We start from the raw sequence: 13252 nt of genomic DNA, 5'->3' as shown, positions 1-13252 counted from the left end.
ACGAAGAAGCTCGCGACTTACGTCGCTCCCACGCCCTCTACCGGGAACGCTTCAGGCTCCGTGTCGCTCGCGCAGCACGTCGACCGCATCGGCCAGCGACAGGCCGCGCGCGCGCAGCAGGACGGTCAGGTGGTACAGCAGGTCGGCGCTCTCGCCGAGCAGGGCGGTTTCGTCCTGCGCGACCGCCGCCAGCGCGGTCTCGACACCCTCTTCGCCCACCTTCTGCGCGATGCGGCGTGTGCCGGATTCGAACAGGCGCGTCGTATAGCTGTCCGCAGGTCGCTCGCGCTCGCGCCGCGCGACCAGCGCGTCCAGGTCCGACAGGAACGCCGAAGGCGCAGACGGGAAGCAACTGGCGCGCTGCAGATGGCAGGTGGGTCCTTGCGGGTGCGCCAGCACCAGCAGCGTGTCGTCGTCGCAGTCGGCATCGACCGACACCAGGTCCAGCACATGGCCCGAGCTTTCGCCCTTGGTCCACAGGCGCTGCTTGCTGCGGCTGAAGAACGTCACGCGCCGGCTGGCGAGCGTGGCTTCCAGCGCTTCACGGTTCATGTAGCCCAGCATCAGCACGCGCAGGTTCGACGCGTCCTGCACCACGACAGGCAGCAGGCCATCGCCCTTGCCCCAGTCAAGCCGGCCCGGATCGAAACCGGACGATCCGTTGTCATTCGCCACGTCGCACCTCGATGCCCTGCTCTGCCAATGCGCGCTTCAGCGCGGGAATCCTGATGTGTCCGCTGTGGAACACGCTGGCCGCGAGCGCGCCGTCCACGTCCGTCTGCGCGAACACGTCCGCGAAATGCTCCACCTCGCCCGCGCCGCCGGACGCGATCAACGGCACCTCGCACACGGCACGAACCGCCTTGAGCTGCGACAGATCGTAGCCGCGGCGCACGCCATCCTGGTCCATGCAATTCAACACGATCTCGCCCGCACCCAGCCGCTGCGCCTGCACCACCCAGTCCAGTGTCCTCAGCCCCGCGCCCTGCATCTTCGACGGGTCGCCGGTGTAGCGGCGTACGCGCCACTCACCGTCCGCCTCGAGGATCGAATCGACGCCGACCACCACGCATTGCACGCCGAAGGCCTCGGCCAGTTCGCCGATCAGCGCGGGGCGTTCCAGCGCCGGCGTATTCACCGACACCTTGTCGGCGCCACTGTAAAGCACGCGCCGCGCCGTCTCGACACTGCGGATGCCGCCGGCGACGCAGAACGGGATGTCGAGCAGGCGCGAAACCCGCTCGATCCAGGCGTAGTCCACCGAACGTCCTTCGGGACTGGCGCTGATGTCGTAGAACACCAGTTCGTCCGCGCCCTCGTCGCGGTACCGCAGCGCCAGGTCGGCGATGTCGCCCATGTCCACGTGGTCGCGGAACTTCACGCCCTTGACCACGCGTCCTTCGCGCACGTCCAGGCACGGGATGATGCGCCGGCTCAGCATGCCAGCGCCTCCGGCAGCGTGAAGCGTCCTTCCAGCAAGGCGCGCCCGAGCACGATGCCGGCGCATCCGGCGTCACGTGCGCCCACCACGTCGGCTACTGCGCTGACGCCCCCCGATGCCTGCACTGCCAGCGACGGCACGGTATCGTGCAGGTAGGCGTAGAGCGCCAGGTTCGAGCCGGTCAGCATGCCGTCGCGTGCAATATCGGTGCACAGCAGGTGGTGCAGGCCGGCGTCGGCGTAGCGCAGCGCGAGTTCGTCCAGCGTTTCCGATGCCGTTTCGGTCCAGCCATGCACGGGCAAGCGCCAGATGCCGTCGCGGTCGCGGCGCGAATCCAGCGCCACGGTGATGCGCTCGCTGCCGAATTCGGCCAGCCAGGCCAGCACGGTCTCCGGCTCGCGGACCGCCAGCGAACCAATCACCACGCGGTCGGCGCCCGCATCGAGGATGCGGGCCACGTCGTCGCGCTGACGGACGCCACCGCCGGTCTGCACCTTCAGCCGCGTGTGCCGCGCGATCTCGCCCAGCAGCGGCGCCAGCGTATAGCCGCCGGCACGGGCGGCGTCCAGATCGACCAGGTGCAGCCAATCCGCGCCCTGTTCGGCATAGCGCGATGCGACCTCGAGCGGCGTGCCTTCGTAGCGCGTCTCGCGCGCATAGTCGCCCTGCGCCAGGCGCACGACGCGGCCGTCGCGCACGTCGATGGCGGGATACACGGTGAAACCGGTCATTGCAGTCCGTACTCGATGAAGTTCTTCAACAATCGCGCGCCCACCGCACCCGAACGTTCCGGGTGGAACTGCGCACCGGCCACGTTGCCACGCTGCACCACCGCGGCGAAGCGCTGGCCGTGGTCGCTGCTGCACAGGCAGTCGTCGTCGACCGGTGCCGCATAGCTGTGGACGAAGTAGGCGTGATCGCCGTCGGCGATGCCGTCCAGCAATGAAGCATCACGGGTGCGCTGCAGCGTGTTCCAGCCCATGTGCGGCACGCGGATGCCGGTGGACACTGCCAGCTTGCGCACCTGTCCCGGCAACAGGCCGAGGCAGGGTGTGTCATCCTCTTCGGAGTGCGCGAACAGCAGTTGCACGCCCACGCAGACACCGAGCAGCGGCGTGTCGAGCGTGCGCAACACGTCGACCAGTCCCAGCTCCTTCAACCGCGCCATGCAGACCGCCGCTGCGCCGACGCCGGGCAGGATCACCCGGTCCGCATCGCGGATCGCCTGTGCATCGCCCGTCAGTTCCGCGTCCACTCCCAGGCGCTGCAGGGCGTAGCGCACCGACCCGATGTTGGAGCCACCGGCGTCGACCAGCACGACCTTCATCAGAGCGCACCTTTGGTCGTCGGAAGTTCGGCGCCTTCGCGCTTCACCGCCTGGCGCAATGCACGCGCCAGTGCCTTGAAGCTGGCCTCGACCTTGTGATGGTCGTTGTCGCCTTCCACCTTCAGGTTGAGATTCAGGCCGGACGCGTCGCAGAGCGAGCGGAAGAAGTGCGGCACCAGTTCGGTCGGCAGGTCGCCGACCCGCTCGCGCTTGAATTCGCCGTTGAAGACGAAGTACGGCCGACCACTGAAGTCGAGCGCAGCGCTGGCCAGCGTCTCGTCCATCGGCAGGGTGAAGCCATAGCGGCCGATGCCGCGCTTGTCGCCCAGCGCCTCTTTCAGCGCCTGCCCCAAGGCGAGGCCGGTGTCCTCGACCGTGTGGTGTTCATCGATATGCAGGTCGCCATCGGCGCGCACGTCCAGCGCGAAGCCGCCGTGCTTGCCGATCTGTTCCAGCATGTGGTCGAAGAATGGCAGGCCGGTCTTCGCGACCGGTTCGGCCACGCGGTCGAGGTCCACCTCGACGCGGATCTTCGTTTCCTTCGTATCGCGCTGGACCACGGCACGGCGCGGCGCATCGGCCAGTTCGTGCGCGATGCCGACCCAGTCCCACTCGCCGCCGAACTGCGCGGTCTTCAGCTGGAAGCCGCGGATCTTCAGGTTGTCGGCGAACTGGATGTCGGTCGGCCGGTCGCCGACCATGCCCGAGCGCGCCCAGTCGATGCTGCGGTCCTGCAGGTACGGCACCATCAGGCCGATGCCGGGCTTGCGCGTGGGCTTGTTCTCGTGCGGCCAGCTTTCGTCGATCAGGACGTCGCGGAAGCGGATGCCCTGGCTTTCGAACACCTGCATCATCAGTGCCTGCGGGCCATCGAAACTGGCGCGCGGGTACTGCTCGCTGCCCAGTCCGTCCTGGTTGCTGACGATGACGAACTGGTAGCCCGCATCGCGCAGCTTCAGCAGCGCCGGGATGACACCGGCGACAAAGCGCACCTTCTCGTAGGCATCGATCTGGAAGTCTTCGGGCTCCTCGATCAGGGTGCCGTCGCGGTCGATGAAAAGGATTGGCGTCATGACATGGTTTCGGTAGGAGGGGCTTCAGCCCCGACGACGACCAAACCGGTCGGGGCTGAAGCCCCTCCTGCAGCGTCCTCGCCCAGGGCGGACAGCACGCGATCGTTCTGGACCGGCGAGCCGACGGTGATGCGCAGTGCGTCTCCGAGCTGGGGGGCGGCACGCTGGTCGCGAACCACGACACCGGCAGCGAGCAGCGTGCGGAAGGCGCGCTCGGCATCGTCGAAGCGCGCCAGCAGGTAGTTGCCCTGCGAAGCGTAGACGCGACGGACACCGGCAGTCCTTTCGAGCGCTGCATGCAGGCGCGCGCGTTCGCTGCGTACCAGCGCGACGCGTTCGCGCGTCTGCGTCAGCGCAGCGTCGGACAGGCCTTCCAGCGCCACGTCGGCGCAGGGCGTCGGCACCGGATACGGTGCCTGGCAGCGTTGCAGCACCGCAATCAGGTCGGCATCGCCGATCACCACGCCGATGCGCGCGGCGGCCAGCGCATGTGCCTTCGACAGCGTCCGCAGCACGGCCACGTTCGCCTGCGTGTCCAGCAGCGTCGTGGCGGACGGGCCATCGGCGAACTCACCATAAGCCTCGTCCACCACCACCAGTGCCTTGCCGTCCAGCGCACGCGCCAACGCCGAGATGCCGTCGTGCGGAATGGCCGAGCCGGCCGGGTTCGAGGGCGAACACAGGAACACGATCTTGGCGCCCTGCCCCAAGACCGCCTCGCGGATGGCGTCGAGATCGGCGATGAAACCGGTTTCGCCGTCGACCAGCGGTACCTCGACAATGCGTGCGCCCTGCAGCCGTGCGCAGACGGCATACATGCCGAACACGGGCGGCGTGATCACGATGGCGTCCTGTCCCGGCACGCACAACGCACGCACCAGCAGGTCGATCGCCTCGTCGCTGCCGCGCCCGACCAGCAGGTGTTCCGACGCAACGCCGTACAGCTGTGCCATCCGCGCGCGCAGCGCCGGGGGCTGCGGATCGGGATAGCGGCGGCTGCGTCCCTCCCCATCGGCCGGATTGGCCCAGGCAGATTCGTTGGCATTCAGCCACACATCGCCACGCAGCGCCTCGCTGCGTGCCGACTTGTAGCCGGCGAAGTCGCGCAGGTCAGGGCGGACGAGGGAGAGCACGGCGCTCACGCTGCCGCCTTGCGCAGGCGCAACGCGACGGCATTGGCATGCGCATCCAGCCCTTCGGCGCGCGCCAGCGTCACTGCGCAGTCACCGATGGCGGCGATGCCGGCACGACTGGCCGACTGCACACTGACGAAATTCTGGAAGCTGGCCACGCTGACACCGCTGTACGCACGCGCCGCGCCGCTGGTGGGCAGCACATGGTTGGTGCCGCTGCAGTAGTCACCCAATGCTTCCGGCGTGTAGTCACCGAGGAAGACGGAACCCGCCGCCTCCACGCGACCCAGCCAGGCGCGCGCATCGCGCAGCGCGAGGATCAGGTGTTCCGGCGCATAGCGGTTGCTGATGGCGAAGGCCTCGTCCAGCGTCGCGACCTTGACCAGGCGCGATGCCGACAGCGCCTGCCGCGCGATATCGGCGCGGTCCAGTTCCGCCAGCTGCGTGGCAAGTTCCGCCTGCACGCGTTCGATCAGACCCTCGTCATCGGACAGCAGCAGCACCTGCGAGTCGGGGCCATGCTCGGCCTGCGACAGCAGGTCGGCCGCGACGAAGGCCGCGTCCGCGCCGGCATCGGCGATCACCAGCACTTCCGACGGCCCTGCGGGCATGTCGATGGCCGCGGCGCCGGACTGCGCGACCTGCTGCTTGGCTTCGGTCACGTAGCTGTTGCCTGGGCCGAACAGCTTGTCGCAGGCCGGCACGCTGTCGGTGCCGAACGCCATCGCGGCGATCGCCTGCGCGCCCCCCAGCTTGAACACGCAACGCACGCCGGTCAGCTGTGCAGCCACCAGCACCGCCGGATCGGCCGTGCCGTCCTTGCGCGGCGGCGTGCACAGCACCACTTCGCGGCACCCGGCCAGGCGCGACGGAATCCCCAGCATCAGCGCCGTCGACGGCAGCGGTGCACTGCCGGCGGGCACGTACAGGCCCACACGCGGGATCGGCAGGATCATCCGCTCGCACACCACGCCCGGCGCGGTTTCCACAGAATAGGGCTGCGCCATGCCGGCGCGATGGAAGGCCTCGATGCGCTCGGCGGCCTCCTGCATCGCCTGGCGCAGGTCGGCAGGCACGGCGGTATGCGCGGCGGCGAACTCTGCCTCGCTGACCTCGAACGTCGCGAGTTCCACGCCATCGAAACGCGCGGTGACCTCACGCAGCGCCGCGTCGCCACGGGCCTGCACATCGGCCAGCAGGCCGGCGACGGCATCGCGAGTGCGTTGCGCGACGGTCTGCACAGGACGCGCGAGCAGTGCCTCGCGCGTGGCGTCGTCCAGCACGGTCCAGTCGTACACGGGTGCGGGCGACGCGGTCATGCCAGCGACCTCTCGACCGACAGCACCATCAGTCCCTGCGCGCCGGCGCGCTGCAGTTCCTCCAGCCGCTGCCAGGTGACCGCGCCGTGGCACATCGCCTGCAGCGACAGCGGACCGTCCTCGCCGCCCGGCAGCGTGACCAGGCCCTCGCTGTCGGTCAGCAGGCGCGACAGCGCCGGCACGGTGTCGCGCTCGGCACGGAACATCAGCAGCTTGCTGTCCTTCAACTTCAACACGCCATCCAGGCGACGCAGCAGCATGTCGGCCAGGCCGGCGCGGGCATCGTCGAACTCGCGCGCCGGACCGGCGAGCACGGCCTCGCTGTCGAGCAGGGTCTCCACCGGCTTCAGCTGGTTCGCCGCCAGCGTGGCGCCACTGGAAACCAGATCGCAGATCAGGTCGGCGGTGCCCAGCTTCGGCGCGATCTCGACGGAGCCGGACAGTTCCACCACCGCCGCGTCGATGCCGCGCGCCTGCAGCCACTGGCGCAAGACGGACGGATAGCTGGTGGCGATGCGCAGGCCCTGCAGCTGTTCGGGGCCGGTCCATTCCCAGCTGTCGGGGATCGCCAGCATCAGCCGGCAGCTGCCGAAACCCAGCGGACGCAGTTCGCGGTAGGCCTGCGGCAACCCATTGAGGGCGCGTTCGCCGGCCTGCTCGTCCAGTTCGTTGCGGCCGACGATGCCGAAATCGCAGACACCGTCGGCGATCAGGCCGGGGATGTCGTCGTCGCGCACCAGCAGCAGGTCCACCGGCAGGGATTCGCCGTAGCAGAACAGCTTGTCGCGGCTTTCGCGCCAGCTCAGGCCGCAGGCGGCGAGCAGCGTGCGCGCCGGCTCGGCCAGCCGCCCGCTCTTCTGGATGGCGATGCGCAGACGCTCGCGCGTCGCGGGGGTCAGGGAGGGACTCATGGGGGGAACTCAGTGGGAAGCGGAGGACGTCGCGGCCTGCTGGCGCTGGACGGCGGCGGCGTAGCCACCGGCCCCCCGCTCCAGCGTGCGGGCGACACGGCCGATGGTGGTCACGCTGACCTGGGTCAGGTCGTGGATCTCGCGGTACGGCACGCCCTTCAGCAACAGCGGCACGACCCGCCAGCGGTCGGACATGGCTTCCAGTTCCGCCGGGGTGCACAGGTCTTCCAGGAAGGCCCGCACTTCCTGCGCCTGCCCCAGCGCGGCAAGCGCCTCGGACAGCGCCTGCAGCGGGCCGGAGGCGGACTGGGGGTCGTCGTGGGGACGGCGCTTCATGTAAACGGGCGATCCAATGTATTAATACGCTAGTACATTAATTGGATTGTTGCGGAGCGTCAACCCGCCGCTTGTCTGGATGCGTGCGTCGATTGCGTTGTCTTGGGCAGGACAGGACGGGGACCCGCGATGGACTGGAGCGGACACGGACGATGAGTACACTGCCAAGGACGCCCGAACGCCGGAGCACCTACCGCGCAGCGGGCAACCCGGGGGGGACGGGCATGCGGTCACCACACACCACGCCACGCGAGCACCGCACACTGGCCGCCGGGCTCTGGCTCCTGCTGCTGGTCTGCTTCCCATTGGTGGCGAACGCCCGCGACTCGCCGGCGCGCATCGCGGCCGACGCCAGCTATCTCCCGCTCGCCCCCCAGACCACGTACCTGCACGACGCCGATGGCACGACGACGGTCGAAGGGGCGAAGCGGCAACTGGACGACGGCCGCTTTGTTCCGCTGCCCAACGGCGATGCCTCCTTCGGCTTCCAGACCGGCGCGTTCTGGTTCCACGTCCGCGTGACCAACCAGAACCCGCGCGAGCAGCGCTGGCTGCTGGTGCAGCAGTACGCCCTCAGCGACCGCATCGACGTGTATGCGCGCTATCCGGACGGCCGCACCGTGCATCACGCGGGTGGCGACAGCTTCCCGTTCGAGCAACGCAGCATCCGCTACCGCCACCCCAACTTCTGGCTCGACCTGCCGACCGGCGAAGAGGTCGACCTGCTGGTGCGCGTGCAGAGCCAGAGTTCAATGCAGGTGCCGCTGTTCCTGTACACGCCCGCCGCCTTCGCCGAACTCTCGCGCGACGGCCAACTCGGCATCGGCATCTACTACGGCATCCTGCTGGCGCTGTTCTTCTACAACCTGGTGCTGTGGCTGGTGCTGCGCGACGGCAGCTACTTCTGGTACCTGTTCCACATCAGCGCATTCGGACTGGTGCTGTTCACCCTCAACGGCCTGGGGTTCGAATACCTGTGGCCGCATTCCACCTGGCTGGCGGACAAGTCGGTGCCGCTCTCGGTCTGCCTGGCGCAGATCGGCATGCAGCAGTTCGCCCGCACGTTCCTCGACCTCAACACGCGATGGCGGCTGGGCGACCGCATCAGCAAGGCCATCATCGCGTTCTTCGTGCTGCTGGGCATCGCGGCCACGCAGCTGCCGTACCACGTGGCCACGCCGATCGCCTCGGCGGCCGTGTTCCCCAGCATCGTGTGGATCGCGGTGATCACGCTGATGGTGGTGCGCACCGGCTACCGGCCCGCGAAGGTGTTCCTGCTGGCCTGGGCGATGTTCCTGCTCGGCACCGGCATCTTCGTAGCGCTGGCGTTCGGCCTGCTGCCGAAGACCTTCATCACCGAGTACGGCGTGCAGATCGGCTCGGCGCTGGAGATGCTGCTGCTGTCGGTGGCGCTGGGCTACCGGTATGCGGCCCTGCGCAACGAGAACGAGCGCATCGTGCGCGACGCGAAGAACTCGCTGGAAGCGCAGGTCGTCGAGCGGACCGGCGAACTGCGCCAGGCGATGTCGGAACTGGAAAGCGCGCACCACCGCCTGCGCGAATCCAGCCGCCTCGACGGCCTGACCGACCTCTACAACCGCACGCATTTCCGCGAGGCGTTCGAACACCTGCTGTCGCAGTCGCGCAATTCGCAGCGGCCGATCTCGCTGCTGATGATCGACCTGGACCACTTCAAGCGCATCAACGACACCTACGGCCACCTGGTCGGCGACGACTGCCTGCGCTGCACGTCGAACACGCTGGCCGAGACGCTGCGGCCGCACGGCGCGCTGCTGGCCCGGTTCGGCGGCGAGGAATTCATCGCCGCCCTGCCCGGCATGGGCCTGGGCGAAGCGAGCGTCGTGGCCGAGGAACTGCGTCAGGCCTTGCGCGCGCAACCCTGCCGGAGCGGCGAGCTGGTCATCGCGGTGTCCGCCAGCATCGGCGTGCACTGCGTCGACCTGGAGGCGCGCGACAGCCTGGAATCGGCGCTGCAGGTTGCGGACCAGGCGCTGTACGCGGCCAAGGCCGAAGGGCGGGACTGCGTGCGGACCCTGTAAAGAATTTCGCTGTTGTGGGAGCGACGTAAGTCGCGAAGGCTCTCTGCAAAAAGCTCGCGACTCACGTCGCTCCCACACCTACTTTTCCTGGACCTCAGCGGCTCCGGACTGCCGCCAGGATCTCCCCCGACTCCACCAGCCGCACCGCAGTGGCGACTTCGCCATCCAGTGCGCGGTCGCGGTCGAGGAACGGGATCTTCGCGCGGATCGCCGCGTGCGCGGCGGCGACGGCGTGGCCGGGGTGGAAGGCCGCGCTGGACGCCAGCGCGGCGCGCAGCGCTTCGACTTCGGCCAGGAACGTATCGCGCCCCTCCGCGCCGGCCTGCGGGCCACCGGCCACCTTCACCGCCAGGCCTTCCGCATCCGTGCGATCCGACAGCGCACGCGCGGCGTTGATCATGTCGCGGCGAAGGTCGAGCGCCTGCGCGGCGGTGTACAGCTCCAGCGCCAGCACCTTGCCCAGGTCCTGCACCATCGCCAGCACATGGCGTGCCTCGTTGGCGCCCATCGATACATGGTCTTCCGCGTTCGCGCTGGTCGGCACCGAGAACACGCTGGCCGGGTGCGCGCGGCTGGCGAGGTCGTTGACGATGGCCGCCGCCGAGTACTGCACGATCATGTGGCCCGACTCGGTGCCGTCCTCGTTGCCGATCAGGAACGCCGGCAGTCCGTCGTTGGTGGCCGGGTCGACCAGCTTGTTGAGGCGGCGCTCGGAAATCGACGCCAGCGTCGGGATGGCCGCCTTCACGTAGCTCATCGCCAGCGCCAGCGGCATGCCGTGGAAGTGGCCGGCGGAGATCACCTGCTCTTCGACGTGCTCGGCCTGCCTGTCGGGGAACACCAGCGGATTGTCGGTTACCGCGTTGAGTTCGATCTCCAGCACGCGCTTGGCCTGCTCGACCGCATCGCGCACGGCGCCGTGCACCTGCGGGATGCAGCGCAACGAATAGCTGTCCTGCGGCTGGTGCTTCTTGCCGCCACGGAACGGCATGAAGCGGTCGTAGAACTTCTCGCGGCCGTGGCGCTGGTCGGTCGGCACCCAGTCCCAGCCGATGTCGAAGCGCAGTGCCTGCGCCTCGGCGGTATCCCAGCTGCGCGGCAGCCAGGGACGGAACTTCGGCACCAGGTGGTACGGAATGTCGGCCAGCGTCGAGCCGTCCAGCAGTTCGCGCAGGCGGGCGGCGACGTGCACCTGGCCCGGATGCGGCCGCAGCGCATGCACCTCCTCGGCGAACGCGCCCAGACGGCCCGCGAAGGCGTCGATGGTCATCGCGGCGGCGAGATCGGCGGTGTCCAGCAACTGGTCCAGCCGGTAAGTCGCCAGCACACCCATCGCCAGCATCTGCGCCGTGCCATTGTTGAGCGCAAGCCCTTCCTTGTACGACAGCGCGACCGGCGACAGGCCGGCGCGCTTCAGCGCCTCGGCACCGGCGATGCGCTCGCCGTTGTAGAACGCTTCGCCACCGCCCAGCAGCACGATGGCCAGGTGCGACAGCGGTGCCAGGTCGCCGGATGCGCCGACCGAACCCAGCGACGGCACCACCGGCACGATGCCGGCATTGAGCATCGCCGTCAGCGCCTGCAGCGTCTCCACGCGGATGCCGGAATGGCCTTTCAGCAGGGTGTTGATGCGGATGCCGAGCATGGCGCGGACGATCTCCGGCGCCATAGGCTCACCGACACACACGGCGTGGGTGACGATCAGGTTGTACTGCAGCTCCTCATGCAGCGAACGCCCGGACTTCACCGCGCCCGGCAGTTCGTCGCGCAGCGGATGCGCGCCGAGCAGCTTGTCGGCATTGCTGCCGAAGCCGGTGGAGACGCCGTAGATCGGCTCTTCGCGGCGGACCTGTTCGGCGAGGAAGTCGGCCGCGCGTGCGACCGCCTTCAGCGCGCCCTTGTCCAGCTCGACGCTGGCGCCGAACGCGATCTCGACCAGCTTGTCGCGGGTAAGCGATGCACCATCCAGCAGGATCGGCTTCATGTCAGCGCCCCGCCAATGCGCGGGCCTGTTCCAGCTCCACTTTCAGGCTGCTGGCCAGTTCCTCGCGCTTCACCTCGAACTGCTGCTCGCGCAGCAGGTCCTTGACCGTCACCACGCCGCGCGCGAGTTCGTCCTCGCCGGCCAGCACCACGAAGCGGATGCCCGCACGCGAGGCGTACTGGAACTGCTTGGCCAGCTTGCGGCCTTCCATCTGCACTTCGGTGTTGATGCCGGCCGCGCGCAGGCGGCGCGCGATGTCCAGCGAACCGGCCAGCTGGCCGTCGTCCATCAGCGCCACCATCGCCTGCACGCTGCTCTCGTCGCTGCCGGCGATCAGACCGGCCTCGCGCAGCTGCCAGAACAGGCGGGTCAGGCCGATCGAGATGCCCACGCCCGGCAGCTTGGACTTGGTGTAGTGGCTGGCCAGGTCTTCGTAGCGGCCGCCCGAGCAGATCGAGCCGATCTGCGGATAGCCGTCCAGCTGCGTCTCGTAGACGGTGCCGGTGTAGTAGTCCAGGCCGCGTGCGATGGAGAAGTTCAGGCAGTAGGCGCTTTCCGGCACGCCCAGCGCCTTGACCAGGTCCAGCACTTCGCGCAGCTCGGCGATGCCCTGGTTGAAGGTGTCGCTGCCCTGCCCCAGCGCGTCGAGCCTGGCCAGCGCATCGGCGTGGCCGGTGCTGCGCACGGCGACGAAATCGAGGATGCGGTCGACACCCTCGGCCGACATGCCGAAGCCTTCGCCGGTCAGCGTCTCGCGCACGTAGTCGGCGCCGCGCTTGTCCAGCTTGTCGACTTCGCGCAGGACCAGCGCCTGCTGTTCGCCGTCGGTGACGCCCTGCGCTTCGAAGAAACCGCGCATCAGCTTGCGGTTGTTCAACTGGATGGTGAAGTCGCCGATGCCAAGCTCACTGAAGACGGCGTGGATCACCGCCAGGATCTCGGCGTCGAAGCGCACGCTCAGCGCGTCCTTGCCGATCACGTCGATGTCGCACTGGTAGAACTCGCGGAAGCGGCCGCGCTGCTGGCGTTCGCCGCGGTAGACGCGCTGGATCTGGTAGCGGCGGAACGGGAAGGTCAGCTCATGTTCGTGCTCGGCCACGTAGCGGGCCAGCGGCACGGTCAGGTCGAAACGCAGGGCCAGTTCGGGCAGCCCCTCGCCTTCCTTGGCCAGAGCGCCGGTGGACTGGACGAAATAGACCTGCCGCTCGGTCTCGCCGCCGGACTTGGTCAGCAGGGTCTCGGACAGTTCGAAGACCGGGGTTTCGACGGGCAGGAAGCCGAAGCGCTCGTAGTTCCGGCGGATGGTGTCCAGCATGCGCTGGAAGGCGATCTGCTCGCGCGGGAGCAGCTCCATGACGCCAGGCGGGGTACGGGGCTTGATCAAGGGACACTCCGGCTTTCGTGAACGGCACATTTTACGTGGCCGCCGCGGGGGCCGCAGCTTTTGTGGGACCCGGCCCGGCCGATGGTCGGATCCGCGCCCCAAGTCTTGCCTCGGCCCGGCGGCTTCATTACAATGCCGCGCTCAGTCGGGGTGTAGCTCAGTCTGGTAGAGCGCTACGTTCGGGACGTAGAGGTCGCAGGTTCGAATCCTGTCTCCCCGACCAATAGATTCAGCGTGTTACGAAGAAACCGCCCTAGTGGCGGTTTTTTCATGCCCGTAAGGTG

The 13252-nt window shown here is 68.5% G+C and carries 12 protein-coding genes and 1 tRNA gene; 2 read left to right on the top strand and 11 right to left on the bottom strand.

The features are described from left to right. Positions 1–51: 51 nt before the first annotated feature. From hisIE to CSC78_RS12635, 9 genes are read right to left on the bottom strand one after another with little or no spacing between them, the layout of a single operon-like run. A complete protein-coding gene (gene hisIE, locus CSC78_RS12675; RefSeq protein WP_162338224.1) occupies positions 52–675 on the bottom strand; it encodes a bifunctional phosphoribosyl-AMP cyclohydrolase/phosphoribosyl-ATP diphosphatase HisIE in 624 nt (207 codons plus the stop codon). Next, positions 665–1441, bottom strand: coding sequence for an imidazole glycerol phosphate synthase subunit HisF (gene hisF, locus CSC78_RS12670; protein ID WP_162338223.1), 777 nt, complete (start codon positions 1439–1441; stop codon positions 665–667). Before hisF ends, hisIE begins: the two co-directional genes overlap by 11 nt. After that, complete coding sequence (hisA, locus tag CSC78_RS12665) at positions 1435–2172, bottom strand: 1-(5-phosphoribosyl)-5-[(5-phosphoribosylamino)methylideneamino]imidazole-4-carboxamide isomerase (RefSeq protein WP_162338222.1); 738 nt, start codon at positions 2170–2172, stop codon at positions 1435–1437. Before hisA ends, hisF begins: the two co-directional genes overlap by 7 nt. Beyond that, a complete protein-coding gene (hisH, locus tag CSC78_RS12660) occupies positions 2169–2768 on the bottom strand; it encodes an imidazole glycerol phosphate synthase subunit HisH (RefSeq protein WP_162338221.1) in 600 nt (199 codons plus the stop codon). The genes hisA and hisH overlap by 4 nt, the downstream gene beginning before the upstream one ends. Continuing rightward, positions 2768–3841: a bifunctional histidinol-phosphatase/imidazoleglycerol-phosphate dehydratase HisB gene (hisB, locus tag CSC78_RS12655; RefSeq protein WP_162338220.1), complete on the bottom strand. Its 1074-nt coding sequence runs from the start codon at positions 3839–3841 to the stop codon at positions 2768–2770. Before hisB ends, hisH begins: the two co-directional genes overlap by 1 nt. Then, positions 3838–4983 carry a histidinol-phosphate transaminase gene (gene hisC / locus CSC78_RS12650; RefSeq protein ID WP_238391271.1) on the bottom strand — a complete coding sequence of 382 codons (1146 nt, stop codon included), beginning with the start codon at positions 4981–4983 and terminating at the stop codon, positions 3838–3840. The genes hisB and hisC overlap by 4 nt, the downstream gene beginning before the upstream one ends. Next, entirely contained in the window at positions 4980–6293 is a 1314-nt protein-coding gene (hisD, locus tag CSC78_RS12645; RefSeq protein WP_162338219.1) for a histidinol dehydrogenase, read from the bottom strand. Before hisD ends, hisC begins: the two co-directional genes overlap by 4 nt. Next, complete coding sequence (gene hisG / locus CSC78_RS12640) at positions 6290–7204, bottom strand: ATP phosphoribosyltransferase (RefSeq protein ID WP_162338218.1); 915 nt, start codon at positions 7202–7204, stop codon at positions 6290–6292. Before hisG ends, hisD begins: the two co-directional genes overlap by 4 nt. 9 nt (positions 7205–7213) lie before the next feature. Further along, complete coding sequence (locus tag CSC78_RS12635; RefSeq protein ID WP_162338217.1) at positions 7214–7540, bottom strand: YerC/YecD family TrpR-related protein; 327 nt, start codon at positions 7538–7540, stop codon at positions 7214–7216. A 224-nt stretch (positions 7541–7764) separates the two neighbouring features. Between CSC78_RS12635 and CSC78_RS12630 the strand changes: the two genes are divergently transcribed. Continuing rightward, a complete protein-coding gene (locus CSC78_RS12630) occupies positions 7765–9600 on the top strand; it encodes a sensor domain-containing diguanylate cyclase (RefSeq protein WP_162338216.1) in 1836 nt (611 codons plus the stop codon). 94 nt (positions 9601–9694) lie between these two features. On the opposite strand, the gene CSC78_RS12625 is transcribed toward CSC78_RS12630, so the two are convergent. Next, positions 9695–11584 carry an HAL/PAL/TAL family ammonia-lyase gene (locus CSC78_RS12625; RefSeq protein ID WP_162338215.1) on the bottom strand — a complete coding sequence of 630 codons (1890 nt, stop codon included), beginning with the start codon at positions 11582–11584 and terminating at the stop codon, positions 9695–9697. Position 11585: 1 nt separating this feature from the next. After that, on the bottom strand, positions 11586–12968 hold the full coding sequence (hisS, locus tag CSC78_RS12620) for a histidine--tRNA ligase (RefSeq protein ID WP_162338214.1): 1383 nt from the start codon (positions 12966–12968) through the stop codon (positions 11586–11588). Positions 12969–13114: 146 nt separating this feature from the next. On the opposite strand from hisS, the gene CSC78_RS12615 reads away from it, so the two are divergent. Further along, positions 13115–13191, top strand: a tRNA-Pro gene (locus tag CSC78_RS12615). The last annotated feature ends 61 nt before the right edge of the window (positions 13192–13252 follow it).

Origin of the sequence: Pseudoxanthomonas japonensis (assembly GCF_010093445.1) — a bacterium.
Classification (GTDB): Bacteria; Pseudomonadota; Gammaproteobacteria; order Xanthomonadales; family Xanthomonadaceae; genus Pseudoxanthomonas_A; species Pseudoxanthomonas_A japonensis.
Note: the sequence above shows the minus strand (reverse complement) of the source record. Positions and strands in the feature narration are given on the sequence as shown.